General features: G+C 46.8%; 20 protein-coding genes. 16 read left to right on the top strand and 4 right to left on the bottom strand.

What is annotated here, in order from left to right:
- Window positions 1–162 precede the first annotated feature (162 nt).
- The 3 genes from AAHF22_RS18185 to AAHF22_RS18195 all read right to left on the bottom strand — a co-directional run bounded on the left by AAHF22_RS18185 (window position 163) and on the right by AAHF22_RS18195 (window position 1,742).
- The gene (locus tag AAHF22_RS18185) at window positions 163–618 is read right to left on the bottom strand and encodes an NINE protein (protein WP_347326446.1); all 456 of its coding nucleotides are present in this window, start codon (window positions 616–618) and stop codon (window positions 163–165) included.
- Window positions 619–659: 41 nt separating this feature from the next.
- A complete protein-coding gene (locus tag AAHF22_RS18190; protein WP_347326447.1) occupies window positions 660–1,004 on the bottom strand; it encodes a TM2 domain-containing protein in 345 nt (114 codons plus the stop codon).
- Window positions 1,005–1,232: 228 nt separating this feature from the next.
- Window positions 1,233–1,742 carry an antibiotic biosynthesis monooxygenase family protein gene (locus tag AAHF22_RS18195; RefSeq protein ID WP_347326448.1) on the bottom strand — a complete coding sequence of 170 codons (510 nt, stop codon included), beginning with the start codon at window positions 1,740–1,742 and terminating at the stop codon, window positions 1,233–1,235.
- A gap of 275 nt (window positions 1,743–2,017) precedes the next feature.
- Between AAHF22_RS18195 and AAHF22_RS18200 the strand changes: the two genes are divergently transcribed.
- The 11 genes from AAHF22_RS18200 to AAHF22_RS18250 all read left to right on the top strand — a co-directional run bounded on the left by AAHF22_RS18200 (window position 2,018) and on the right by AAHF22_RS18250 (window position 15,066).
- Window positions 2,018–5,131 carry a lantibiotic dehydratase gene (locus tag AAHF22_RS18200; protein WP_347326449.1) on the top strand — a complete coding sequence of 1,038 codons (3,114 nt, stop codon included), beginning with the start codon at window positions 2,018–2,020 and terminating at the stop codon, window positions 5,129–5,131.
- On the top strand, window positions 5,122–6,960 hold the full coding sequence (locus AAHF22_RS18205; protein WP_347326450.1) for an ABC transporter ATP-binding protein: 1,839 nt from the start codon (window positions 5,122–5,124) through the stop codon (window positions 6,958–6,960). The genes AAHF22_RS18200 and AAHF22_RS18205 overlap by 10 nt, the downstream gene beginning before the upstream one ends.
- Window positions 6,942–8,279, top strand: coding sequence for a lanthionine synthetase C family protein (locus AAHF22_RS18210; protein ID WP_347326451.1), 1,338 nt, complete (start codon window positions 6,942–6,944; stop codon window positions 8,277–8,279). The genes AAHF22_RS18205 and AAHF22_RS18210 overlap by 19 nt, the downstream gene beginning before the upstream one ends.
- A gap of 124 nt (window positions 8,280–8,403) precedes the next feature.
- Window positions 8,404–8,577 (top strand): gallidermin/nisin family lantibiotic, encoded by a 174-nt coding sequence (locus tag AAHF22_RS18215; RefSeq protein WP_347326452.1) that lies wholly within the window; start codon window positions 8,404–8,406, stop codon window positions 8,575–8,577.
- A gap of 158 nt (window positions 8,578–8,735) precedes the next feature.
- Complete coding sequence (locus AAHF22_RS18220) at window positions 8,736–9,224, top strand: NisI/SpaI family lantibiotic immunity lipoprotein (RefSeq protein ID WP_347326453.1); 489 nt, start codon at window positions 8,736–8,738, stop codon at window positions 9,222–9,224.
- 12 nt (window positions 9,225–9,236) lie between these two features.
- Window positions 9,237–9,953, top strand: a complete 717-nt coding sequence (locus AAHF22_RS18225) for a lantibiotic protection ABC transporter ATP-binding protein (protein ID WP_347326454.1) — start codon at window positions 9,237–9,239, stop codon at window positions 9,951–9,953.
- The gene (locus tag AAHF22_RS18230) at window positions 9,950–10,702 is read left to right on the top strand and encodes a lantibiotic immunity ABC transporter MutE/EpiE family permease subunit (protein ID WP_347326455.1); all 753 of its coding nucleotides are present in this window, start codon (window positions 9,950–9,952) and stop codon (window positions 10,700–10,702) included. Before AAHF22_RS18225 ends, AAHF22_RS18230 begins: the two co-directional genes overlap by 4 nt.
- A 1-nt stretch (window position 10,703) precedes the next feature.
- On the top strand, window positions 10,704–11,474 hold the full coding sequence (locus AAHF22_RS18235) for a lantibiotic immunity ABC transporter MutG family permease subunit (protein ID WP_347326456.1): 771 nt from the start codon (window positions 10,704–10,706) through the stop codon (window positions 11,472–11,474).
- Between the two features lie 39 nt (window positions 11,475–11,513).
- Window positions 11,514–12,176 carry a response regulator transcription factor gene (locus tag AAHF22_RS18240; protein ID WP_347326457.1) on the top strand — a complete coding sequence of 221 codons (663 nt, stop codon included), beginning with the start codon at window positions 11,514–11,516 and terminating at the stop codon, window positions 12,174–12,176.
- A complete protein-coding gene (locus tag AAHF22_RS18245) occupies window positions 12,167–13,591 on the top strand; it encodes a sensor histidine kinase (protein WP_347326458.1) in 1,425 nt (474 codons plus the stop codon). Before AAHF22_RS18240 ends, AAHF22_RS18245 begins: the two co-directional genes overlap by 10 nt.
- A gap of 221 nt (window positions 13,592–13,812) precedes the next feature.
- Window positions 13,813–15,066, top strand: coding sequence for a DUF445 domain-containing protein (locus AAHF22_RS18250; protein ID WP_347326459.1), 1,254 nt, complete (start codon window positions 13,813–13,815; stop codon window positions 15,064–15,066).
- A gap of 132 nt (window positions 15,067–15,198) precedes the next feature.
- On the opposite strand, the gene AAHF22_RS18255 is transcribed toward AAHF22_RS18250, so the two are convergent.
- Window positions 15,199–16,935 (bottom strand): glycoside hydrolase family 13 protein, encoded by a 1,737-nt coding sequence (locus AAHF22_RS18255; protein WP_347326460.1) that lies wholly within the window; start codon window positions 16,933–16,935, stop codon window positions 15,199–15,201.
- 377 nt (window positions 16,936–17,312) lie between these two features.
- On the opposite strand from AAHF22_RS18255, the gene AAHF22_RS18260 reads away from it, so the two are divergent.
- The 5 genes from AAHF22_RS18260 to AAHF22_RS18280 all read left to right on the top strand — a co-directional run bounded on the left by AAHF22_RS18260 (window position 17,313) and on the right by AAHF22_RS18280 (window position 24,547).
- A complete protein-coding gene (locus tag AAHF22_RS18260; protein WP_347326461.1) occupies window positions 17,313–18,266 on the top strand; it encodes a CorA family divalent cation transporter in 954 nt (317 codons plus the stop codon).
- Window positions 18,267–18,759: 493 nt separating this feature from the next.
- Complete coding sequence (locus AAHF22_RS18265) at window positions 18,760–18,921, top strand: hypothetical protein (protein WP_347326462.1); 162 nt, start codon at window positions 18,760–18,762, stop codon at window positions 18,919–18,921.
- Between the two features lie 6 nt (window positions 18,922–18,927).
- The gene (locus AAHF22_RS18270; protein WP_347326463.1) at window positions 18,928–21,696 is read left to right on the top strand and encodes a stalk domain-containing protein; all 2,769 of its coding nucleotides are present in this window, start codon (window positions 18,928–18,930) and stop codon (window positions 21,694–21,696) included.
- Between the two features lie 431 nt (window positions 21,697–22,127).
- Complete coding sequence (locus AAHF22_RS18275) at window positions 22,128–23,105, top strand: aldo/keto reductase (RefSeq protein WP_347326464.1); 978 nt, start codon at window positions 22,128–22,130, stop codon at window positions 23,103–23,105.
- A gap of 398 nt (window positions 23,106–23,503) precedes the next feature.
- Window positions 23,504–24,547: a copper amine oxidase N-terminal domain-containing protein gene (locus tag AAHF22_RS18280; protein ID WP_347326465.1), complete on the top strand. Its 1,044-nt coding sequence runs from the start codon at window positions 23,504–23,506 to the stop codon at window positions 24,545–24,547.
- Window positions 24,548–24,713: the final 166 nt, after the last annotated feature.

The following is a 24,713-nucleotide window of genomic DNA, read 5'->3' on the forward strand; positions in this document are numbered from 1 at the left end:
CAAAAAAAGACCTTTTCCACGTACATATGGAAAAGGTCTTTTATGTATACATATCGTACTTATAGGCAGGAACTCTGTTGCTTATAGAGTGAGTTGCAAGTATGCTTCGATCCATCTAATGAGCAGCTAGTCTATTTAATGATACATCATAGCTCGATCAACTTATCCTTGTGGATACGGTGGTTGTGGCAGATAAGGCTGAGATGGTGCACCTTGCGGTTGACCGCCATCATTTCCGCGCGCTGCCTGTGGATGGTTGCGAAGCCATTCCAATTGGTGCATAATTTCCTGTTCCAACTGAGCATTTATGCCGCGTACCATACCAGGTATTAAGAACAGATCGATAACGACCCAGACGAATAATGGCGCTGCTGCAACAAAGAACAGAATCAGACCTACAAATAAACCAGCAGTCGCTTCCGTTTCTTCAAAACCGGCAGTCGTTACCAGCATGACTATGTAACCAAGCGCGGCAATCAGGAACAACACAAGCTGTACAATCGCTGTCGCCGTCCGTTTCAGGTAAAAGCGATGGACACCTAAGTGTCCGCCAATCAGCATCAGATAAGCGAGTCCCAATGATTTCTCACGCGGACGCATTTCGGAATTGAGCAACATTAGCTCCTGTGGAGAGAGCTGATAACGTGTCAACATCCGGCTTAGTAGTGGTAATCCGAAGAGATTGGCTTTTGCACGAGAATCTGATCGATAATGTTGCTTTCCACATAAGCATTACGCTCTTTCACCCATGTATGTACGAGAAACGCATCCACGATCCACCAAACCATTGTGACAGCCATACCAAAAAAAGTTAGTGATAAAATCAATTGTGTTACAGCTGTACCGATTTTACCCATGTAAAAGCGATGTGCGCCAAAGATGCCCAGGAAATACCACAGTACATAAGCAACGACCATATTTTTACCGTAAGTTTTCACTTCCGATTCCAGCAGCATTAGCTCGCGTGCGTCAAGCTGGCTTTTACGCTGGAGATTATAATTCATTCCCATTTCTAAACCCCTCGATTTCTAAAAGTAGTCTGGAATACCAATAATATGGCTTCCAATGTAATGCCATTTTAACAAGAATAGGCGTTGGAATCTACTATGATCTACGCGGAGTGGCTGAATGGGTTACATTTTTTATGTCCATAATCGGATAGGTCAAATGTAAACAGCCTGCTCTCTTTTGGAGAACAGGCTGTTGGATTATATGTTATGGAAGCAGGTTGCTTACATATCAACTGTAAACGTTTTGACAAAGGATGGACGCGGGAAAATGGACGGCTGCTGTACATCGATGCCTTCCTCGGTATGGCGCTTGCGGTGCGCATGGCTGTAAGCCTGAGATTCCTGCCATGCTTTGAAATCCTGCTCGCCTTCCCACAGCGTCATAATGACATACGTATCGTCATCGAGCGGACGCAGAACACGAATACCGACAAAGCCTGGCTCCTCTTCCACTTTGCGCGCACGATTCATAAAGCGCTGTTCAAACGCAGAGCGTCCGTCTGCGGTCACCGGAATATTGTTCAGTACAGCAAAGTGACCGCCAACACGGCCGCCGCTGTCGAGCACCTCATAGCTAAACGTATGCTGGGAACGAATATCCACTGGCAACATCTCGTCGATCTCCATCACATAACGCACATCGCCGTCATGTCGCATCGAGATCACCTCTGGCAAATGAGCAGCTTCTGGAAATTGCTCATGAATATTGTGAGAGCTAATGTACATGTACATAAAATATTCCTCCAATAGGTTCAATACGATTCTGATAAAAACCTGATATTTATACCTTAAAATAAATTCCACAGTTTATCAACGCCAGGTAACTGTTACTTACATAACCAGTGCGATCTTTTGCTACGCAAAAATCCTTTTTATTTTAACCCGTGTTTAAAATTCACCAACACGGCAACCTGACTGCCCGTCTACTGAATCGTCTGTACGGAATCCATCGAACACAACCAATTGCATCTGCTTAAAATACATTTATTCGAAAAGAGGTCATAAATATGAAGCCACTTTTTCAGCCAGTCGGACAGTATATGGTACGCCTTCCGCTCAGTCCTGTTTCCGATGAAACCGCTGTTCCTATGCAGGAAACGGACGAACAATTAGCACAATGGTGCCGGGACCCGCTATTTCGCGAACAGGTTTTGATTGCGAGTCGTACATTGTATGACACGATGAATACGTATAGGAATGACCCGGATAAATTAACCGGAAAAAAGAAGCGTAATTTTGTACAGGCGATGATGAAATATGCGGGGCGGCGTGCTCATCGCACAACTCCATTTGGTCTGTTTACAGCGGTAGGTGTAGGACAGTTTGCAGAGCATCATCAATGGACATATGATCAGCGGCAAATTCGCAAAACGGCGCGAGTCGATCTGGAGTGGTTGTTTTTACTCATCAAACGGTTGGAACAGGAATGCAGCGTACACCTGCATTTCAAATTAAATCCTGCTTGTTATATAAAGGGAGACCGTGCGTATTTGCTATATAGTCTGGACGGTCAGTCCGAAGATGTGCAGATTCGCGCCACGCCTGCATTTCAGATTTTGTATGAGCATAGCCGGATGGCCATTTCGTTCCCAGCACTGGTGCACACACTACTGCGTTATTATCCGGATACACCGGCAGAGCGTATCCAGCATTATGTACAGCAGATGGTAGATCAGGAATTTCTGATTTCCAATCTGCGTCCTCCGCTTAACGTTAGCGATCAATTTACCTTTGTAATCGAGCAAATGGAAATATGCCAGCTGGATACGGAACTGATCGCACAGCTGGGGCAGATTCAGCGCCTGATCTGTAATTACAATGCCACGAAGCCGGGAGAGGGCGAGGCAGCCTATTTGCAACTGATCGATGCGATGCAGTCTGTTCAATCTTCCGCCTCGCCGTTACAGATTGATACCGGTATGGATCATGACGAGTCTAGCGATTCCGAGCTAAGTCTGGATAGTGATATCGCCGGACAAATGGCACATCTGGCTTCTATGTTATCCGCTGTGGCGATACCACTGGAGCAGAGACAGGGCTACTGGGAACAGTATAAAAACAAGTTTATTGAAAAATACGGCGTCGATCGTGAAGTGCCTTTGCTGGAAATGCTTGATACGGCTACAGGCATTGGCGCACCTTACTCGTACACACATCCAGCCAATGATTATTTTGAACAGACCCAGCCAGGCGAATATGTTACACCTGCACTCAAAAGTCAGCTGCTGCTGGATTACACGGAAGCGGTGCAGACGGGAACGCCGATTCAGTGGACCCGTCAGCATTTTGCCCATATGATCGATGCGGAGCCGGATTATCGCGAAATTCCGGTGTCGCTAGAATTGAACTTTTTGCTGCGGATGCGTGAGGGGCAACCGCTGCTATATCTTGGGCCGAATATCGGTTCCAGACAGGCAGGTAAAACGTTTGGGCGCTTCGCGCATCTATCGCCAGGCATGCATACGGTATTGGAGCATATCCATAGTCACGAACAGCGAATACGCAGTCAGCAGGATGAACAGATGTGCGAACTTAGCTTTATTCCCCATCAGATTCGTTCTGGCAATGTCACGCGCAATGCGAGCGGACGGACGAAAGAAATGGCGTTGTTTACGAACAGTTCGCGTCATACAGAAGATCAGGTGAGCATCGAGGATATCGGCATCGGTATACATGGCAATCGCTTTTATGCTCGCCATCGACAGAGTGGAGAATTGCTAGTGTTTGGCGCCAACAATATGCTCAATCCGCTCATGACGGCGAATGCGATTCGGTTTCTGCAAGAAATGGAAGAACATCGCCGTCGCAACTGGAGCTATTTTCCGTGGACCGATGTGTACAAAGCATTTAAGTATATACCGGAAATTCGTTACGAAGGTATTGTACTGTCCGGCGAACAATGGCAGATCAACTTGCATGATCTGTATGACCATGACAAACCGGATGAGTCGGACTTTACAGAACGATTCCAAACGTTCCGTTTGCGTTATCGTTTGCCAGCCCGCTTTTATATTGCTAACTCGGATCATCGACTCATGGTCGATACGGAAGACGAGCGCTCTATGTGTATGTTGTTCGCTGAACTTCGCAAAGCCGGCCAGCAAAATATCCAACTGGTCGCGCTGGAAGAAGGCGAACCAGCGATTTATGATATGGACGGACGCGGGTATGTGGCAGAAGTGGTCGTACCGCTGGTACGGATCGCCGCAGAGCAGCCACAATCCATTCCGCCCAAATTGTGCAGTATGGAGCTAGAGCAGCAACGATTGAAAATGCCATTGGATGATTGGCTCTATATTAAGCTGTACGGTAAGCAGGCAAGAGAGGAAGAACTGATTGCTTTTGAACTGTTGGATTTCTGTCGTGAATTATCTGCGAATTTGCCGGTTCAGCATTTCTTTATGCGTTATATGGACCCTAAACCGCATATCCGGCTTCGTTTCGCTTCCGATCCTGCTACATTGCTGTCGATGTTGCCGGATGTACTGGACTGGTTGAAAGGGCTGAAGCAACAAGGATTGATTGCGGATTATGTGATTGCTTCGTATGACCGCGAACTGGAACGTTATGGTGGCGTGCATGCGATTGGAGCGGTAGAACGACTGTTTAGTGCAGACAGCTACGTTGTGGAATCGATTTTGCGTGGACAACGACTGCAACAATTGACATTGGAGCTGGATACGGTTGCGATCGTTTCGATCATTCGTCTGTTACAGCAATTGCAGCTGAATCCGTCTCAGCAACTGGATATTTTAAGTCGTCAGGGCATATCCAATCGTGAATATCGGCAGGAGTTCAAGCAGCAGGCCGCTTATTATACCCGACTTTGCGATCCAGCGGATCACTGGCAGCAGCTGGGTGCAGAAGAAGGTGGCGGCAAGGAACTGCTGGATCTGCTCGCGCTCCGTGATGCCCATGCACACGAATATGCGACCTATTTGCATGGTGAGCTGCCATTAACTGCACATCCGGCAGATATGATCGGGAGCGTCCTCCATTTGCACTGCAACCGCCTGCTCGGAACGGATCGGGAAAAGGAACGCAAAGTGCTGGCATTGACCGCTCATACGCTACATGCGCTGCATAGCCGCAATCGGGAAGGAAGTTTGTTATGGAAGTAAACGAAACTTTTCGGCTGCGTGACTTATTGTTCACGCTGCGCCAGCTTCCACGAACATTACAGCTTGTCTTTCGATTGGAAGGCAGACTGTTTAGCGTCATTGCCATACTGAGCTTGGTTACAGGGCTGGCGCCGATTGCGACGCTGTACATTTCGCAGGAACTGATCAACTCACTGGTGCACATCCAGTCAGGCATGAAGCCGATCCTATGGTTGTTTGCCACGTATATCGTCGTTACGCTGATCGCGGAATTGATCTCGCAAACGATGGATTACTATAATACGCGCTTTCAGTTCAGTATGAATTACAAATTAAATTATATGATTATGGAGAAAAGTGGACGTCTGGCGTTGGAGGACTTTGAGAATCCAGAAGTATACGATCGATTGGAGCGTATTACACGGGAGATTTCGTATAAACCGTTTCAGATTTTTCAATCGTTTATCGCCATGATTACAGCCGCGGTCACGCTCGTATCGGCGATTATTTTTCTGATGACCTGGAACTGGATGATCGCTATACTGCTTTTGCTCGTACCGATCTTATCGCTGTTTTATTTTTTGCGGATCGGTCAGCAGGAGTTTTTTATACAGTGGAAGCGTACAGGGGAAGAGCGCCGAGCCTGGTATTTAAATTACATTTTGACGCATGATTTCTCGTTTAAAGAAGTGAAGCTTTACGGGTTAAAAGGGTATATTTTGGAGCATTATTTGCGGATCAAACGCAAATTTCTGGAACAGGATACAGCTGTGCTGCGGCGCAAGACGGCGTTTAATTTTACGTATGAGATTATCGTGCAGCTGGTCGGGGCGGCTGTCATCTTGCTGGCGATTCTGTCCGCTTATGCCGGTCGGATTATGGTCGGTAACGTGCTAAGCTGCATTCGTTCTGTCGGCATGGTGCAAAGCAATTCGCAGGCGATCATTAATCAGATTTATGCGATCTATAATAGCAATCTGTATATGAATCAGCTGTTTGAATTTCTGGAATATCGGGAGGAAGTCATTGCCGAGCATCTGCAAGCAGGGGAGTATAAGGAAGCGATCCGCGAGATTGAAATTGAACATGTGAGCTTTGCTTATCCAGGCAGTGAACAACGCAGTTTGGAACATATCAGTCTTACCTTTCGCGCAGGTGAACGGGTGGCGATTGTCGGACCGAATGGTTCAGGCAAAAGTACATTGATCAAACTATTATCGGGTCTGTATCGGTTGCAGCACGGACGTATTCGGATTAACGGTCATGACATGGAACATATTCATCCCGCCGACTATAGCAACCAGCTGGCGGTATTGTTTCAGGATTATATGAAATATGAGATGACGCTGCAAGAAAATATCGGCTTCGGTCAGGTGGATCGCATGCAGGACACTGACAATATGAAAGCGACGCTGGAACGGATGCAGGCTCATTTTGTGAAAGAAAATGGCGATTACAATTTGAACATGCAGCTTGGCTTATGGTTTGACGAAGGACGTCAACTTTCCGGTGGACAATGGCAAAAGATCGCACTTGCGCGCACTTATTTCCGCGACGCTTCGGTATATATTTTGGATGAACCGAGTGCAGCGCTTGATCCGATTGCAGAAAAAGAAACGTTTGATACCTTTTTCCGATTATCCCGGCACAAGATCGGTATCTTTATCTCGCATCGGCTCGTAGCCGCACAACAAGCCAACCGAATTATCGTGATGGATCAGGGACGAATTGTGGGCGAAGGTGTACATGAACAGCTGCTACAAGACTGTCCAGTCTACCGGCAAATGTATGAATCGGAAAATTACGAGATTGATATGGGAGGTGAAGCCGAATGGAAACAAGTGCAATAACCGCAACCGGTTTGCCGATCGTCGATCGGATCAAGCAGATCGCGCTCAATATGCAGGACTATGATCGCTTGCTGGATATCGTTACGCATCCTCATAACGATGTGCAGATTGGTAATGAGCGGATGAGTCCGTGGAATGTGTCTTCATTAAGTCATGGGATTCCGGGCATCTGTATGTTATACGCTGAACTGCATGCTCATTTTCCTGAAGAAGGCTGGGATCAAAGGGGGCATCATTATCTGTCCATTCTGGTGCAGCATATCGCCAGTGAAGGAATACATAGCCCATCGCTCTTTTCGGGAGCGGCCGGAATCGGTCTGGCTACGGTCTGTCTCTCTCAAAATGGGCAGCTATACGGCAAATTTACGCAGCGTATTCATGATTACTTGCTCGTGCATGTTCCCCTTATGCTACACCATGCCAAAACAGGCAGTGTGCGTAGTGGAGATTATGATGTGATCGAAGGCTTGAGCGGCATCGCTGCTTATCTGTTATTGTTCCAGCAAGATGAGCAGATTCGGCCATTGCTAGAAAGGGTGCTGGATGATTTGATCAAGCTAGCACAGCCTGTTCAAGTTGGACATCACATTGTACCGGGCTGGCATATTCCAGCGGAGAACCAATTTAGTGAGCGCGAGAAAGAGCAATATCCAGACGGTAATTTCAATCTTGGTTTGTCGCATGGTATTCCAGGTCCGCTATTAATTTTATGCAAAGCCTGGCAACAAGGTGTGCGCAGAACGAACCAGCTGGAAGCTATTCAGAATATGGCAGCGTTCGTAATCCAATTTGCCAGTACCGATCCATCCGGACATCTATTCTGGAAAGGCTGTATTGGGATGGATGAATTCCTGCAAGGCAAAGCCCATGCACAGACGGAATTTCGGCGCGACGCATGGTGCTACGGCAGCCCAGGGGTATGTGTGGCACTCTGGCATGCCGGAGAAGTGCTGCCACGGGACGATTGGAAGCAGCTCGCACTGGATACATTTCAGCATACGCTGGAAGATATTCATCATATTTATTCGCCGACCTTTTGCCACGGGTTTGCAGGTATCGCTCAAATCGCCAGCCAATTCAAGCTGTGGAGCGGATCAACTCAAATACAAACACATCTGGATCGTTTAAAAGAGACGATGATGGAACACGATGATCCACAGTATGCGTTTGGATTTTCCAATCTGGAGCATTTCCAGCAACGAGGAATGACAGCTGTGCAATATGCGGGATTGTTGGATGGCACTGCCGGTACGCTACTAACATTATTGCATCTGGAATTGGGGCAACGTACACCGTGGCAGCAGGCATTTATGCTGTGAAGAGAGGTTGTGCGAGTATTAATTTTACTCATTTGAAAAATATATAATTTAATTCCATATTCTGATAAAATCCTGATATTTGCCGGATACAATGAACTCATCCCAAACAAAAGGAGTGAGTACAATGGCAAAATTCGATGATTTCGATCTGGATCTGGTGAAAAACCCGCAGCAATCTTCGCTGGGCGTCGAGCCGCAATGGAAAAGCAAAAGTTTCTGTACACCAGGTTGTGTAACCGGTGCACTGCAAACCTGTTTTATCCAAACTGCGACTTGCAACTGTCATATCAGTAAGTAATCAAACAGGTCGTATACATACGTATACTATAAACTTAGGGCACGACCTGTGTATGAAATGATTGCAAGCGGGGGACGAGAGCTACCTTTACGGTAAGCGGCGTACTCCGCTTTTTTTATATCGTTTGAACTTTATATGGGATCAAGGAGGGTGAAGCAATGAATGCGGTTAAAGGGATATCTGTAGTCGTTTGTATGCTGCTCGTTGCCGTATCTACGGGCTGTCAGAGTGTAGATGAATACAAGCAAAAAGTCATTACCGAAACGGAGAAAACAGCCAGTTACACGGTTGATCCAGATGTGGAGCCTATAACGATGGAACAATTGATTGATAGTGGTCGTTTGGATTGTTTTGTGTTTAATGGCGAAGTATATCAGATGCAGCATGAGGTAAAATCCGATCAAGTTGGACGTGCACTTGGATCAGTGGGTGAAATGTACTTTGTGGATCAAGAGGGCAAACGGTGGAGCAAGCAGGAATTGAAGCAGCCGTATGTATATTCTAATCCAGAACATGTACGCGAGAAAAAATCATTAAAATACGGAGTCGTCTATGGGCTTAAACAGGCAGAAGCTAACGCTGATCATCAATCGGTCATCATTCGTTTCAATGATCAATATATGCTGGCTAGCAAATCTAAAGGATAGAGGATGGATCATATGAGTGAATATATTTTAGAAACGCAACAGCTCTCCAAAACGTTTGGACGCGAGACGGCTGTTGCCGATGTCAGTCTGCAAGTTCGGCGCAATAGCGTGTACGGTCTGCTTGGACCTAACGGTGCCGGGAAATCGACCACTTTGAAAATGTTAACAGGATTGTTATCACCGACTTCCGGTAACATCATATTTGATGATCATCGGTGGAGTCGGCGCGATTTGAGTCGGATCGGCGCATTGATTGAATCACCACCACTGTATGCCAATTTGACTGCGCGCGAAAATTTAAAAGTGCATAGCATTTTGCTCGGACTACCTGATAAACGCATTGACGAAGTGCTGGATATGGTCGCTCTTCATCATACCGGCCGCAAAAGAGCAGGGCAGTTTTCGATGGGGATGAAGCAGCGGCTTGGCATCGCGATCGCCTTACTGAATCATCCGCAGCTGTTGATTTTGGATGAACCGACGAACGGTCTGGACCCGATCGGTATTCAAGAATTGCGCGAATTGATCCGTTCTTTTCCGCAAATGGGGATGACGGTGATCTTATCCAGTCATATTTTATCTGAAGTGGAGTTGATTGCTGACCATATCGGCATTATCAACAATGGGAAACTGGGCTATCAGGGCGAAATTCATCCAGATGATGATCTGGAACAGCTGTTTATGAATGTGGTACAGGCAGACCGTATGAAGGAGGGAGTAACTGTATGATTCGCTATGTGCGTGCAGAACATCTCAAATTCAAAAAAACATTTTCGCGCAAATTGCTGCTGGTCGTGCCTGTGCTGGTGCTGCTATTTTCCTTTTTTATGAATCCGATGTATACGGTGACGAATACGTTTAACTGGTGGTCTATTTTCTTTATGCCACTCGTGATTGCGCTGCTCAGCGGCTTATCTCATCAGAGAGAGGAACGGTCGGTCGGCTATAACCGCATCTTTTCGCTGCCGGTATCGTTGTCTAAAGTGTGGTATGCCAAAGTGATCGTGATTGCCGGCTATACGCTGGCGATGCTGATTTTTTTCGAAGTGATCTTGCTGCTGTTTCAAATGGTCATGCCGATCGGCGGCCAATGGTCGATGACACTGCTTGCCGCAGGCATGCTCTGGATCGGTACACTATGGCAAATTCCATTTTGCTTATGGCTGGCACGCAAATGGGGATTGGTTACGGCGCTGCTCGTTAACGCTGTCGGTGGCATTGGTTTAGGTACGTATGTTGCACCATTGTCTCTATGGTGGCTCAATCCGTGGAGCTGGTCGATTCGGATGATGTGTCCGACGATTGGCGTGCATCCGAATGGGGTACCGCTTGCACCGGGAGATGCACTGTGGAATCCAGCGGTCATTTCGATCGCTACGCCACTGGCACTTGTGTTATTTGTCCTGATGATCGTCTGGACGGGATTTGTATTCGCAGGGGTGGCGCGCTCATCCCGTATGCAAACGGAGGTGAATTAAGATGATCGCAGTCTGGCGTTGTCTTCATGCAGATTGGTACAAAGTGAAACGAACGCCTTTTGTGTGGATGCATATCGGTTTGCCGCTGTTCTGGACGTTTGTGTATTTGCTGTATGTGCAAGGAAGAACGTATACGATGGTCAATGTGTATACCGGCTATATGGAAGTGCTGGGGGCGATGATGCCGCTATTATCAGGCATCATTTGCGGTATGGTCGCCACACAGGAAGAGCAGGCAGGTCATTTTCAAAATGTATTGACCCGCACGCGGATTAAAGAAACCGGATATGTCAGCAAATTGCTACTTGTGTGGGGCAGCGGCAGTTTGGCAATTATTTTATCCGTCTTGCTGCTTGGCGGCGGCATTATGCTGTTATTGCCAGGGGTGCAAGTTCCGTATGCGGCATTTCTGCTGGGAGCCGTCTATTTGCTGCTCACTAGTGTTATACTGTATGTAATCCAGTTATGGGTAAGTTTTACATTCGGTATCGGAGCGTCTATTTTACTGGGCGGTTCAGGTACGTTGATTGCTGCGATTATGATCACCGGTCTGGGCGATCATATTTGGCACTATATTCCCTGGGCTTGGGGAGTGCGTATGACCGACAGTATTGCGTTGCTGCATATGTCCACATTGACCGGAACGGTACAGTCGTATCTGGAACAGGATATGGCCACAGGATGGCTGTGGGTCATCGTAGCCAGCATCATTACGCTACTGGGCAGTCTATTGTGGTTCCGTCACTGGGAAGGAAAACGAGCGTATGAATAAGCAGAACTGGAGACCAATTACGAGGTAGGGGTGATGGTCATGTTCAAAATACTAGCGATCGATGATGATCGGGATATTCTTACACTGATCCGTAATATTTTGCAATTGGATCAGCATCTTATTACGGTTCATGATCAGGTTCATCAACTTACAATTGAAGATGTGCAAGGATATGATTTGATTTTGCTTGATGTGATGATGCCGCAACTGAGTGGCTTTGATTTTTGCTCGACCATTCGAGATGCGGTCGATTGTCCTATTTTATTTTTGACGGCACGTTCGGAAGAGGAAGCGATCGTGCAAGGGCTAATGACCGGAGCCGACGATTATATTACGAAACCGTTCGGTGTCAAAGAATTAAGAGCACGAGTGAATGCGCATTTGCGACGGGAGAAACGGGAGAAACGACCGTCTCGCCAGCAGATTGGCGCGTTCACTTTTGATTTTGATCTGCGGCAAATCTGGATCGACGATCTGCCATTACAATTGACCAAAAACGAATATAAAATATGCGAATGTCTGGCTCGTAATCGTCATCATGTGTTCACGAGGGAAGAAATTTACGAGGAAATTTACGGTATGGACGGTAATGCACTGTATTCGACCATTACGGAATTTATCCGGTCGATCCGCAAAAAATGCAAAGAACATAACCGAATGCCGATTACAACCGTTTGGGGTGTTGGATACCGGTGGGAATAAAACTACATACACGCAAAACGACACTGCGTCGAGAATTGTTCAAGTACCTGATTTCGCTCGGACTCAGTTTTGTGCTGATCATCGGTCTGTATCTGGCACTCACAACGTTTGCCATTAGTGCAGGCTGGGTGTTCCCTGCCAACTACAGTGAACAACTGATCAAGCAGGGTGAATCGATCATACGCGAAGCTCCAACGGTTCGTGAAGATATGCTTCCGCTTGGCTCCAAATACGTCGTGTTGGATAAACAGACTCATGCTGTGCTGTATGGCAATATGGATGATGCCGAGATCAAGCTGGCGAGTCAACTCGTGAACGGACGATCTCCCGCGTATTATGGACAGACCGTGTACACCCTGATCGATCGTCCTAACGATTACTGTGTGCTGCAATCCGATCTGCGTCCACAATTCAGCTCGCCTTATTTACGCAGTCATCTGCCCAATTATGAATTAACAGGCAATGTGCTGCTAGGGCTATCGATTGTGATCATTTCTTTTCTGGTGACGACTATATTTGCCAGAAGATTTCAAAATAGCCTCAAAACGCTAACGCGCATTACCCGTCATATTCAAAATCAAAATCTCGATTTTGCGGAAAAGAAATCAGGCATCAAAGAGTTTGATGATGTGGCACAGGCATTGCTGGAAATGAAGGATGCTTTGCAGCAATCGCTGGAGACGCAATGGAAAATGGAACAGACGAAGCAGGAACAAATTGCCGCGCTTGCCCATGATATCAAAATTCCGGTCACGATCATTCGTGGCAATGCGGAATTACTCAGTTTATCCGAGCAAAATCAGGAGCAGGACATGTACACCCGGTACATTTTGAATGCCAGTGACAAAATTGACCAGCATGTGCGCATGTTGATTATGATGTCGCGTACCGGCAGCAGTTTGACGCTAAACAAAGAGAATATCGTCATTCAAGACTGGTTGAATGAACTGTTGAGTGATACCCGTGCATATGCAGGCTGCAAACATATCGCGATTGAACAGCAAGCACAGTGTATCGATAGCGTCGTGCCACTGGATAAGCAGTTATTTCACCGTGCACTGATGAATATTATTGCCAATGCACTGGATCACACGCCGGAAGGTGCGAGCATGCATATTCATATCCATTGTGATCGACACAGGTTAACGATCGTCATTACGGACAGCGGGCCAGGCTTTACACCAGAGGCGCTGGAAAAGGCGACCGAGCTATTTTACCGGGGCGACAAAGGTCGCAATGCAGATGGTCATTACGGGATGGGACTGACGTTTGCCGAATATGTTATCAAACTGCATCATGGATCGTTACAATTGCAAAACGATCTGAAAGGCGGAGGCGGACAGGTGACGATTCGCCTGCCGGTGATATCGGAGGATACACAGCCTGCGCCTGCCGTGGACGATGGAGGCGTATAACGTTTACGTTCAGGCTGTACAGTATAGAGTATAGATAGGTTGCCAATAAATAAACGACACCCTGTAGCCCTTTCTCAACGTATCTATATTTAGAGCACAACCGCTGTTGATTCATGCTGCGCCGGATTGACTTAATAGTATGTGGGATTTTGAAGTGTGCTATACTATTGCACATCCGGCCACTTGGTCGACGTGGAGTGAAGCGTTGGAGGAGGAAACTTATGAACTCAAGGTATTTGGCGAGTATTTCGCTTGCGGTCATGGCAGCCGGATTTATTGCAACGCTGTTTCTACCGCAAACGACACTCGTGTTGCTGATTCAGGGCGGCTTTGAAGCCGGGCTGGTCGGCGGGATTGCGGACTGGTTTGCCGTTACTGCGCTGTTCCGGCATCCGCTTGGATTGCCGATCCCGCATACATCGCTATTAACCCGCAATCGCGAGAAGATTATTCGCTTGCTCATCTCAGCGATGGAGAACGAATTGCTGAATAAGGAAAGTATTGAAAATAAACTGCGTCAGTTCAAACTATTTCCGTTTGCCCTGTCTGCGATCACACGCCAGCTTGGTAAAAAAGCGATTCGGCGTGAGTTGGTGAATCTGGTCATTCCACCCGTCCAGCGGATGGATATGCAGCCGATCGCCCATTTTGTCACATCCGGTCTGGCCGATTATATGCAAAAAGCCGATCTGCAAGCCGCAGGCAACAAAGTGCTCACTCATATGCTGACCGAACGCTACGATGAAAAGGCGCTCGATCATATTCTCAAACAGGTGAATAACTGGGCAAGAAAGCCGCAAAACCGCGATAAACTAGGTAAACTCGCGATGGAGCAATTAGAAAATATCAACCTCGGCGGCTTTAAAGGCTTTGCCTTCCAAGCATTCGCCGGTATGATCAACGAGGAAATGGTCGGCGGCATTTTGCAAAATGCGATCCTATCCGCGATGGATAATTTGCAACAGCCTAGCAATGAATACCGTGAATCCCTGCTGCGTGAAATGCGTGTACAAATGTTCCAGGTCGTCGACGACGAGAACACATGGATACGCGTCAAAGACTGGGCAGGCGACATGCTGCGCGGCGAAGCCGCTCAACTGTTCATCATCGAGCGTCTGGAAGAAGTACGCGGCATGGCGATTCGCATGTTGGAACAAGAACGCGATACCGGCGGCAAAAACCTGTTCCGCGTGTACCGCACCGTCGTGCGCGAGCTGGGCAAAGACGAGGAGAAAGTACACAGCTGGGAAGACCGCCTGCGTAACGGGATCATCCATGCCGTTAGCCGCAACCATTACCGGCTCGGTCAACTTGTCAAAGAAAACCTTGACCAGATGGACAACGACACACTCGTCCATATGCTAGAGGAAAAAGTCGGCCAGGATTTACAATGGATTCGCGTCAACGGCGCCATCTGCGGCTTTATCGTCGGTATCATCCTGTCGCTCATTCATCTGAGCTTAGGCGCACTGTAACACTTTAGTGATATGGATCACCGCTTCACAACTGCAAAAGCCCATCTGCACATCAGGGGATTTCTCCCCGAATGTCGCAGATGGGCTTTTATATGTTGTACCTTCACACCATCTAATGTGACAACACACCATTCAGCTGTCCAAAATCGAAATCCCCCTGAACACCAACGATTCATAGGGCTTCATCGTCGCCGGCTGCTGCGAAATTAACGCCCGTGCCACATCGCGTGAATGATCCTCATGCGTGCACAAAATCAACTCCGCCGTTTCCAGCCGTGACGCTAATTCCTGCGGTAGCTGTAGCTCCGTCTCCGAGCGTGAGAAGTTCAATACAATAAACCAGTGCTCATCATTCCATTCCCGTGTATACGCGAAAATATGATCATGCTCCGATAACATACACTCGTATTTTCCGTACAATAGCGCAGCACTTTTGCGACGCAGATGGATAAGGGTGCGATACAGATTAAAAATCGACTGCGGATCATCGACTTGATCTTGCACATGGATTTCATCCTTATTTGGATTAACTGGCATCCACGGTTGATGCTCGGAAAAGCCAGCATAGGTGCTATCATCCCACTGCATCGGCGTCCGTGCATTATCGCGCGCTTTGGTACGGATACGCTTCATAATCTTCTCCGAGTCTTCGCCATGCTCATTCACCATTAGCTCGTAATACATGCGCGCCTGCTGCTCCGTTACATCGTCGATCGTATGCAAATGGACGGCATTCGTCATCCCGATCTCATCACCCTGGTAAATATACGGTGTTCCGCGCAACGTCAACTGGAAAATACCGAGCATTTTCGCCGATTCGACCCGGTGTTCGCCCTCATCACCAAGATAGGAAACGAGCCGCGGATGATCATGATTGCTCAAATACGTACCCATCCAGCCTTCACCGTACAGATCGTTTTGCCACTTGGCGACAATTTCTTTTAGCTCGTGCAAATCCCATGTCTTGCTCTTCCACATATCTTTTGGATCATCGCATATTTTGGACGCTTCGATCATGAGTACCATATTCATTTCCTCGCGCTCTGGATTCGTATATTCCTTCACATCTTCCAGCGATACGTCCGATGCTTCGCCTGTAGTGAACATTTTATAATGGCAAAATACCTCGGTGTACATCTCGTGCAAGTATTGATGAATATGCGGCCCATTTTTATAAAACTCAGACGAGTTCGCCTGCATTTTATCCGTATCGGTCGCCGGTGGAAAGCTTGTATCTTTGGAAATGGCATTAACCGCGTCGATGCGGTAGCCATCTACGCCTTTGTCGAGCCAGAAACGCATCATATTGTGCATTTCACGTCGTACATCTGGATGATCCCAGTTCAGATCCGGCTGATGCACACTATAAGAGTGGAGGTAATATTGCTCGGTCTCCTGATCATACTGCCACATCGAATCACCGAGAAATGAAGTCCAATTGTTCGGTGGGCCACCATCCGGTGCCGGATCACGCCAGAAATAATAGTCACGATATGGATTGTCACGAGAAGAACGGGCTTGCTTGAACCATTCGTGCTGATCCGAGGTGTGGTTGACGACCAGATCCATAATTAGCTTCATATTGCGCTGATGCAACTCGTCTAACAGCTGTTCCCAATCCTCCATCGTTCCATATTCTGGATTAATGTCACAATGGTCGATCACATCATATCCGTAATCGACATTCATCGTTGGGTAGATCGGCGGTAACCAGACGACATCGACCCCCAGATCTTGCAAATAATCAAGTCTGGATAGAATACCAGGCAGATCACCAATACCATCATTGTTACTATCTTGAAAGCTGCGCGGATACACTTCGTACACGACACTTTCCTTCCAAAATTCAGGCTTCATTATTTTTTTCATATACGGTTCTCCTATTCCTATAATGAATTAAGCTATGATAGGGGCGCATCTACTGTGCGGTACGTGTACGTGGGATGTACGCCGGACTCATGGCTACGTCTGTCTGTTGATCATTTTATTGGTATAGGCATGATCGCGAGTGTTGAACAGAGCAGTTAGCAGAGAATCATGCTGTTTCTGCCTGCTCATAATTGCTATCCAATCTATTGTGCAAAATGTAATACAGCCTCTAGTTGTAAATACCCTGTTCCCGCACCGTGCAATCGGTGATGTCAGATTCGATCTGCTCGATATCGATTCGGATTAATCCGAAACGAATGCGAGTGGAAGTGAATATGGGTATATAGTAAACAGATACGATCGGGGAGATGATCCAAATGGGTAGTCCGGAGCTTGAAGTTATCCATTCTAAGCATGAGTGGACATGGTATCGTCTGCAAGACAGCAGGCAATTGATTGAGCATGAAGATTTTGATGAGCGTATACAGGCATGGGCGTCTGACAGTGTGATGTGTCGGCATAATCATATTTCGACGATCTCGTATGTAGAAGGAAACAATGCGATGAATGGCACACTAATTGCCCGGCTGGCAGATAGTGCGGCAGACGGCTGGATTTTTCATTATTATGTGAATGACAACAAGCTCATTACTACAGGGGATACCGATTGGTTAGAACAAGTCATTGGGGTAACGGAATGGGAGGAGTATGTGCGGAATCAGCATAGTCCGATTGAAGGCTTTATTTTTATTATTAATTCCTTCATTCGTGCACTCTTCTCACGTATGGATACGATCGAGCAAAATTTAATGAAGATTGAGGATCGGATGCAGAGCAATAACGGCAGCAGACTACTGAAAGAAATTATCGATCTGCGCAATCAGTTGACGCGCTGGAATTTACATACGATTGCGCTGCGCGAAATTGAATATGCGATTGAAGAGACGTTTCCCGATACGATCGAACATTCCAACACATGCCGGATTATGCAAATTTATTTGAAACGCATCCGTATGCTCCAGCAAAATTATGAGCACGAGATCGATTCCTTGCTCAAAGTTGATGACAATATCGGCAATTATCGCTCTAACATGATTATGAAGACATTGACCGTATTCACCGTTTTGCTCACACCGATGACCGCATTGGGCGCGATCTGGGGCATGAACTTTAAAAACATGCCGGAGCTGGATTGGTCGTGGGGCTATGCTGGAGCACTTGGACTGATTGGTCTGACCACATTGATCACATATCTGTGGCTCAAGAGTACAGGTCTAACCGATGACATTTTGAAAATCAACATTAAAGACGGAGATGAGGATAATCTCTAACTTCCTATGTCCTGATCATGGAGCGAAAATAGCCTTTCTACAGAAAGGCTATTTTTATTGCAACGGGATGTAACATTTCCGATGTTTCGCGTGTTATACGTATAGAACTGCTTCTAGTGTTAGTGATTTCCTAACACGGGGTTCAATAAAAAAGGATTTTTGCACAGCAAAATATCGTACTGCTCTAGTGTTAGTGATTTCCTAACACGGGGTGCAATGAAAGGGGATTTTTGTACAGCAAAATATCGTACTGCTCTAGTGTTAGCGATTTCCTAACACGAGGTGCAATGAAAAAGGATTTTTGCACAGCAAAATATCGTACTGCTCTAGTGTTAGTTATTTCCTAACACGAGGTGTAGCGAAAGGGGATTTTTGCACAGCAAAACATCTCACTTTTTAGTAAATGAATTGTTTCCATTTGTAACTTTACTCAGGTTGTTCGCTGATCATAACGATGATAACGTACATTAGAGTCCGGGCAGAACGCATCTACATGATTGGCTTAGATGGCGCATTGGCAGTACGTCATTGCTGGAACAAAGCCGATGTAGAACATACCGACTCTCGTCTGATCGTTAGCGTCTCTATACACAGCTGTATAGAGACAGGAGCGCCTGGTCAGTATCATGATGGTGGTCAGCATGCCAGAGGATAGGGGAATATGGAAAAAGTTTGTAATCAGGGGACAGGGGATGACAAAGTGAAAAAGAAAATGAGTATGGCCGTAATAGCAGCAGCATTAACTGTAAGTGGAAGCGTTCATATACCGTACGCGGTCGCGGCAACGCCGCCGATTCAAATTGTAATCAACGGAGTGAAGCTGAACACAGATCAACCTGCCGTCATGTCGGGAAGTCGTACAATGGTACCGTTGCGAGGTGTGTTTGAAGCACTGGATACGACGGTAGACTGGAAGCAGAGCACACGTACCGTAACCGCTAGCAAAAATGGAACAACGGTCGTCTTGCCCGTAGGCTCGAAGACCGCCCAAATCAATGGCAAAACGACCACAATGGATGTACCTGCCAAAGTGATCAAAGGACGGACGATGGTGCCGCTTCGCTTTGTAACCGAAGCGATGGGCAGCAAAGTGGATTGGAATTCATCTACACAGACCGTCACGATTGAAACAACAACGCCGACGCCTACTCCAACCCCAACGCCAACCCCGACTCCATCAGGTGCGGTGATGCCGGTGGCATTTGTGAATGCAAGTGTCATTGCACAACAGGGCAATGGTAGCGATATTCAGGTGATTTTCCCATCGTCTTCAAGTACGACCGGGCTGAGCCAGTATCGCATTTTCGTTGCCAAAACGTCAGATGCCAATCCATTCACCGTATCACGTGCATTGACGATTCCAGCAGCTAACTATCAGGCGATTCCGGCAGGTACAACGAGTGCCTATACGATTTCATTAACGCCACAATCGCGCGATATTGATGGTGCATTTATTCAAAAAGGCACATCTTACCGTGTGTACGTTATGGCTGTAGGGAGCACAGGATACACGAGCGCACTGACACCAGCACAATCCTCCATTACGATCGGCGGTGTTGTATCTGCAACGGCAACACCGAGCAATGTGAAGCTGGTGGATGTCGCCGACTTTAATGATGGACGGGATCTGTCCGTATCTTTTGATAAGGCTTCTGACGAAAGTCAGGTATCTGGCTATCGTGTGTTTATCGTTAGAACGAATAGTGCGAGCAGCTTCAATCTGTCCCAGGCAACCGCTATGCCTGTAGCCAACTACACCGCTGCCAGTAAAACAGGTTCTAATCAAACGGTGCGTCTGCAATCGACAGCACGCGATACATCGGGCATGATTATTCAAAGTGGAATTTCCTACACCGCGTATGTAATGGCGATCAATACAGCCAATGATGGCATCGGTCTATCAGCAATGTCCAACAGCATTACGCTGGGCAATGCTGCACCGGTAGCAACGATTACTAAAGTAGCCGATGTGAGCAACTTTGGCGATTCACGCGACCTGCAAGTATCGTTTGATAAAGTGTCCGATGAATCGCGAATTAGCGGTTATCGCATTTTCGTTGTGCGCAGCAAAGATTCGAGCAACTTCAATCTGACCACGGCTAGCTCGCTTGCTTCTGCTCGTTATATGGATGTGTCCAAAACCGGCGATTCGCGTATTGTGACACTTTCGGCAGGACTGAAAGATAGCAATGGTGATGCGATTGTGAACAATGTCCCTTATTGTGTGTACATTATGAGCCGCGGTACAGGTTCGTATGGCGATTCATTGTCTTCTGCATCTTCTACGATCACCTTATCGGCTAGCAGCAAGACCGTTGGCAGTGTGAGCGGTGTGACACTAAGTGATGTGAGTGATTATGGGGATGGACGCGACGTGCAGGTAAGCTTTACTAAAGCGAGTGACGAGAACCTGGTGAGTCAGTACCGTATTTTTATTACCAAATCGTCCAGTTCCCTGTCACTAAGTCAAGCACAGAGCATGACCAGTTCCCGTTATACGTCAGTTAACAAAAACGGTTCGAATCAGACGGTCACGCTGACGACTGGCGCACGTGACACCGATGGCGATCCCATCAAAAATGGCGTGACTTACCGTGCATTTGTGATGGCGGTCGGTACAGGCGATGCTGCCGATACGTATGCACTGTCTTCCGCATCCGGCACGGCAACATTGTCCGGTAGCACCGCAGTTCTGGCTGTATCCGCTGTAACGGCAACGAACAGCGGTGCACGTGGTGATGCGTCTGATATTACGGTAAGCTTCACTCCTGCTAATGATGCGGGCGTGTCGGAATACCGCATGATCGTAGTGCGTAGCGATCAGGCAAGCTCGTTTAATCTGGCAGCAGCCAATAGTGTAGCCACCGCCAACTATACACGTATTGCGAAGACAGGGGCAGCTGTTACACAGGCGCTTACCTCTGCTACACGCGACAATAACGGCAACGCGATTGTACGTAATGTGGGCTACCGTGTGTATGTGCTGACTGTAGCGGACGGACTGGTTCGTTCGGTAAACGCATTGTCCGCTGCGTCCGGTGAGTTTACACTGACTGAAAAAGCAGTGGCAGCAGTAACTTCGGTATCTGCTGACCTCGTGAACAACAATAGCGCGATTCGCGTGAGTTTCACACCACCAGCGAATACGGCCGGCATTAGCTCGTATGCGATTATGCTCGTGCCATCCGGTAATGCAAATAACTTTACGCTGGCCGATGCCAATCGAGTGACTGCACCGAATTACAAGACGGCAACAGGCTCCACGTATAGCGAATGGTCATTCACGACGATGAATACCGATACATCCGGTAATGCGATTCGTGCCAATGTCGCATATCGTGCATTCGTATTGTCCATTGCTAACGGTAGCACCGCTACGGTGAATGCATTGTCTGTCGCATCACGTGAAGCGACGATTGTTCCGCAATAAAAATGAGTACAGCACAGGAAGCAGCAGGATGGAGTATCGTCAGGGAAAATATTTAATAAGCGCTGACGTTTAACGCATATACACGAATGAGACATTAACAAAGAATGAAAGAAGCATAAAGAAAGCACTGGAGAAACATCAAGAAACGCTAGAGAAACACGAAGGTGAACAGTTTATGTAAAGCCGGCTTGCTCTTTATTCCAGAGAGCAAGCCGGCTTTTTGCATATTATCGAGCAAGACGATCTAATGTTATACGAGCGTCTGTATTTTTTCTATCGCTTTGCTCGTTGTATGTTGGAGCTACAGCTTACCTTTTACGAATGATAACATCGCTTCACAGCACTACTATTGACTGTAAGCACCCGGAAAAGGGTAAGATAGGAGCAGGTCATATTATCCTGTGCCCCTGTGGCGGAAAGAGGGAATTATATTGGACTATGTTAAACTGGGCCGTACCGGTCTTGAAGTATCACGACTCTGTCTAGGCTGTATGAGCTATGGCATTCCAGATCGGGGTGCTCATCCGTGGACACTGGATGAAGAGACAAGTCGTCCTTTTATCCGACAGGCATTGGAGCTGGGCATCAATTTTTTTGATACGGCAAATGTGTATTCAGATGGGACGAGTGAAGAGATCGTCGGTCGTGCGCTCAAAGATTATGCGCATCGAGATGATATCGTCATCGCCACCAAAGTACATGGCAAAATGCGCTCTGGTCCGAACGGCGGCGGCTTATCGCGTAAAGTCATTATGAGCGAGATCGATAACAGTTTGCGCCGACTGGGCACCGACTATGTTGATCTGTACCAGATTCACCGCTGGGACCCGCTGACACCGATTGAGGAGACGCTGGAAGCGTTGAATGATGTTGTACGCGCTGGAAAAGCACGTTATATCGGAGCCTCTTCCATGCACGCATGGCAATTTATGAAGGCGCTCGACATTTCACGTCATCACGGCTGGGCGAGCTTCGTCTCGATGCAAAACTATGTGAATCTGATCTACCGTGAAGAAGAACGCGAAATGCTTCCGCTCTGTCTGGAGGAAGGGATCGGTGTTATTCCGTGGAGTCCACTGGCACGCGGACGCTTAACCCGCGATTGGGATGATCAGACGGCGCGTTCTGAAAGCGATGCATTTGGTAAAACGCTCTATACAGCGGCGGTCGATGCCGACCGTGAAGTGGTAGGACGTGTGGCTGAGATCGCCGCTGAGCAAGGCGTACCACGCGCTCAGATTGCACTTGCATGGGTGTTGCAGCAATCTGCTGTAACATCACCAATTATCGGCGCAACAAAGCTACACCATCTGGAGGACGCTGTTGCCGCACTGGATATTAAGCTGACAGCGGAGGAGATCGCACGGCTGGAAGAACCTTATGTGCCGCATCCGGTGACCGGGTTCTAGTCGTAATCTATTGACAAAACCGGCTAAATCGTTTAGGCTACCAGTAATTTAAATAGCTATTAACATGTGAAGCACACATGATCCGACATAGGGATCGTGTGTGCTTTTTAGCGTTCATGTATAGAACTGGTCACAAAAAATGGATAGACTACCGATAAAAAGAAGAAGTACAATCGATAGGAATCGTCTATTCATCGTTATCAAACATATATTCTTTTGCTTGCATACATACATTTTAGTTTACTTTTTCATAGGTCAAATAGGAGATAGGGGAGGGGAGTACTAGAATTAGAGCGGTTTAGTAAACAACATTACTGATAAGACAGATATAAGACAGAAGGATTAACTTTTAATAGGACAAAGATCAAAACTATATCTCATTTCAGGGGGCAATCCATATGACAGTACAACTAGCTACACTATTATCCGCAAATAAAAAACTACGTGTAACATCGGTTAGACAACAAAATGTGAAATGGAGACGACAAAGATGGAAAAAAAGAATGGTATCGCTACTTGCTGTCAGTATGATCCTAGCCGCAATACCTGTATGTAATCCGCAAGCGCATGCTGCCTATAATATTACGGTGCCAACGCAACAAGTGGAAGTATTACTGAATGCTCGTAAAATGGCTTTCCCGGATGCGAAACCTTTTCAGGATGAGAATAGTGCCGTGATGGTACCGATTCGCTTTATTTCGGAAAAGCTGGGGGCGAAGGTCGGGTATCAACAGAGCAGTGGGAAACAAACGGTTACGCTGAAAACGGATAAGCATAGTGTGACACTGACTGTCGATTCTGCCTCTGCTGTGGTGGATGGAGAGAGCAAGACGTATGACAGTAAGATTATTGTGAAGCAACAGCGGACGTATGTACCTTTGCGATTGGTGAGTGAAGGGCTGGGGCAGTCGGTGGATTGGGATCAGGTTGGGAAGTGGGTGTGGATTGGGAGTAAGGATGTGCCGACGCTGGAGGAATTGAATTTGAAGAAACAACCAGTATCGACTATAACTAAATACTTCGATCAACGTAAAGACTCTTATTACTTGAACAACTTATATGAAGAACCGTATAAAAATGTGATCATCTTAAAACAATCAGATTTGCCTATTAAGTTTGATGACGGAACTTTGTTTGATGTACAACAAGTAAAAGTAGATGGAATTTCTGCTATTCGTAACCGAAGTGACCTGCGAAACTTTCATATTGCGTATTTAACAAAAAAAGAAGATTACCGTAATCGTTCTGCAATTAGTCAATTGCAGACTAAGAATCCAGATGGTACACGATTTAACTATTTTAAAATTGATTCTTGGTACGATTCAGATCGTCTAGGAATTACAGATGCAACGCCCCTTTCTCCTAAGGACTTTAATTTTATTTTAATTAAATATGCCAATATGGATTCTATGATTCTTCTTGAGAGTCCTTGGAAAAGTTAAAATGACTAATATTACACGCTGGATACGGCGTTATCAGAGCTATGTTTCTGTCGCTATAGTTATTTGTATTTTATGTAATCTTCTTATTCCTTCAACACCTAAATTATATGCAGAAGAAGAGACCCAAGCAATTACTCCATTAAAGTATTACAAAGATAAAGATGCA

The organism is Paenibacillus wenxiniae (assembly GCF_039822605.1).
Lineage (GTDB): Bacteria > Bacillota > Bacilli > Paenibacillales > Paenibacillaceae > Saccharibacillus > Saccharibacillus wenxiniae.

Excerpts from the sequence above, each read along its gene's own strand:
- AAHF22_RS18250 (WP_347326459.1), top strand. The coding sequence starts at position 13,813 with ATGAACTCAAGGTATTTGGCGAGTATTTCGCTTGCGGTCATGGCAGCC.
- AAHF22_RS18270 (WP_347326463.1), top strand. The coding sequence starts at position 18,928 with ATGGAAAAAGTTTGTAATCAGGGGACAGGGGATGACAAAGTGAAAAAG.
- AAHF22_RS18235 (WP_347326456.1), top strand. The coding sequence starts at position 10,704 with ATGATCGCAGTCTGGCGTTGTCTTCATGCAGATTGGTACAAAGTGAAA.
- AAHF22_RS18280 (WP_347326465.1), top strand. The coding sequence starts at position 23,504 with ATGACAGTACAACTAGCTACACTATTATCCGCAAATAAAAAACTACGT.
- AAHF22_RS18195 (WP_347326448.1), bottom strand. The coding sequence starts at position 1,742 with ATGTACATGTACATTAGCTCTCACAATATTCATGAGCAATTTCCAGAA.
- AAHF22_RS18200 (WP_347326449.1), top strand. The coding sequence starts at position 2,018 with ATGAAGCCACTTTTTCAGCCAGTCGGACAGTATATGGTACGCCTTCCG.
- AAHF22_RS18185 (WP_347326446.1), bottom strand. The coding sequence starts at position 618 with ATGTTGCTCAATTCCGAAATGCGTCCGCGTGAGAAATCATTGGGACTC.
- AAHF22_RS18220 (WP_347326453.1), top strand. The coding sequence starts at position 8,736 with ATGAATGCGGTTAAAGGGATATCTGTAGTCGTTTGTATGCTGCTCGTT.
- AAHF22_RS18260 (WP_347326461.1), top strand. The coding sequence starts at position 17,313 with ATGGGTAGTCCGGAGCTTGAAGTTATCCATTCTAAGCATGAGTGGACA.
- AAHF22_RS18205 (WP_347326450.1), top strand. The coding sequence starts at position 5,122 with ATGGAAGTAAACGAAACTTTTCGGCTGCGTGACTTATTGTTCACGCTG.
- AAHF22_RS18265 (WP_347326462.1), top strand. The coding sequence starts at position 18,760 with ATGATTGGCTTAGATGGCGCATTGGCAGTACGTCATTGCTGGAACAAA.
- AAHF22_RS18210 (WP_347326451.1), top strand. The coding sequence starts at position 6,942 with ATGGAAACAAGTGCAATAACCGCAACCGGTTTGCCGATCGTCGATCGG.
- AAHF22_RS18190 (WP_347326447.1), bottom strand. The coding sequence starts at position 1,004 with ATGAATTATAATCTCCAGCGTAAAAGCCAGCTTGACGCACGCGAGCTA.
- AAHF22_RS18225 (WP_347326454.1), top strand. The coding sequence starts at position 9,237 with ATGAGTGAATATATTTTAGAAACGCAACAGCTCTCCAAAACGTTTGGA.
- AAHF22_RS18255 (WP_347326460.1), bottom strand. The coding sequence starts at position 16,935 with ATGAAAAAAATAATGAAGCCTGAATTTTGGAAGGAAAGTGTCGTGTAC.
- AAHF22_RS18215 (WP_347326452.1), top strand. The coding sequence starts at position 8,404 with ATGGCAAAATTCGATGATTTCGATCTGGATCTGGTGAAAAACCCGCAG.
- AAHF22_RS18230 (WP_347326455.1), top strand. The coding sequence starts at position 9,950 with ATGATTCGCTATGTGCGTGCAGAACATCTCAAATTCAAAAAAACATTT.
- AAHF22_RS18240 (WP_347326457.1), top strand. The coding sequence starts at position 11,514 with ATGTTCAAAATACTAGCGATCGATGATGATCGGGATATTCTTACACTG.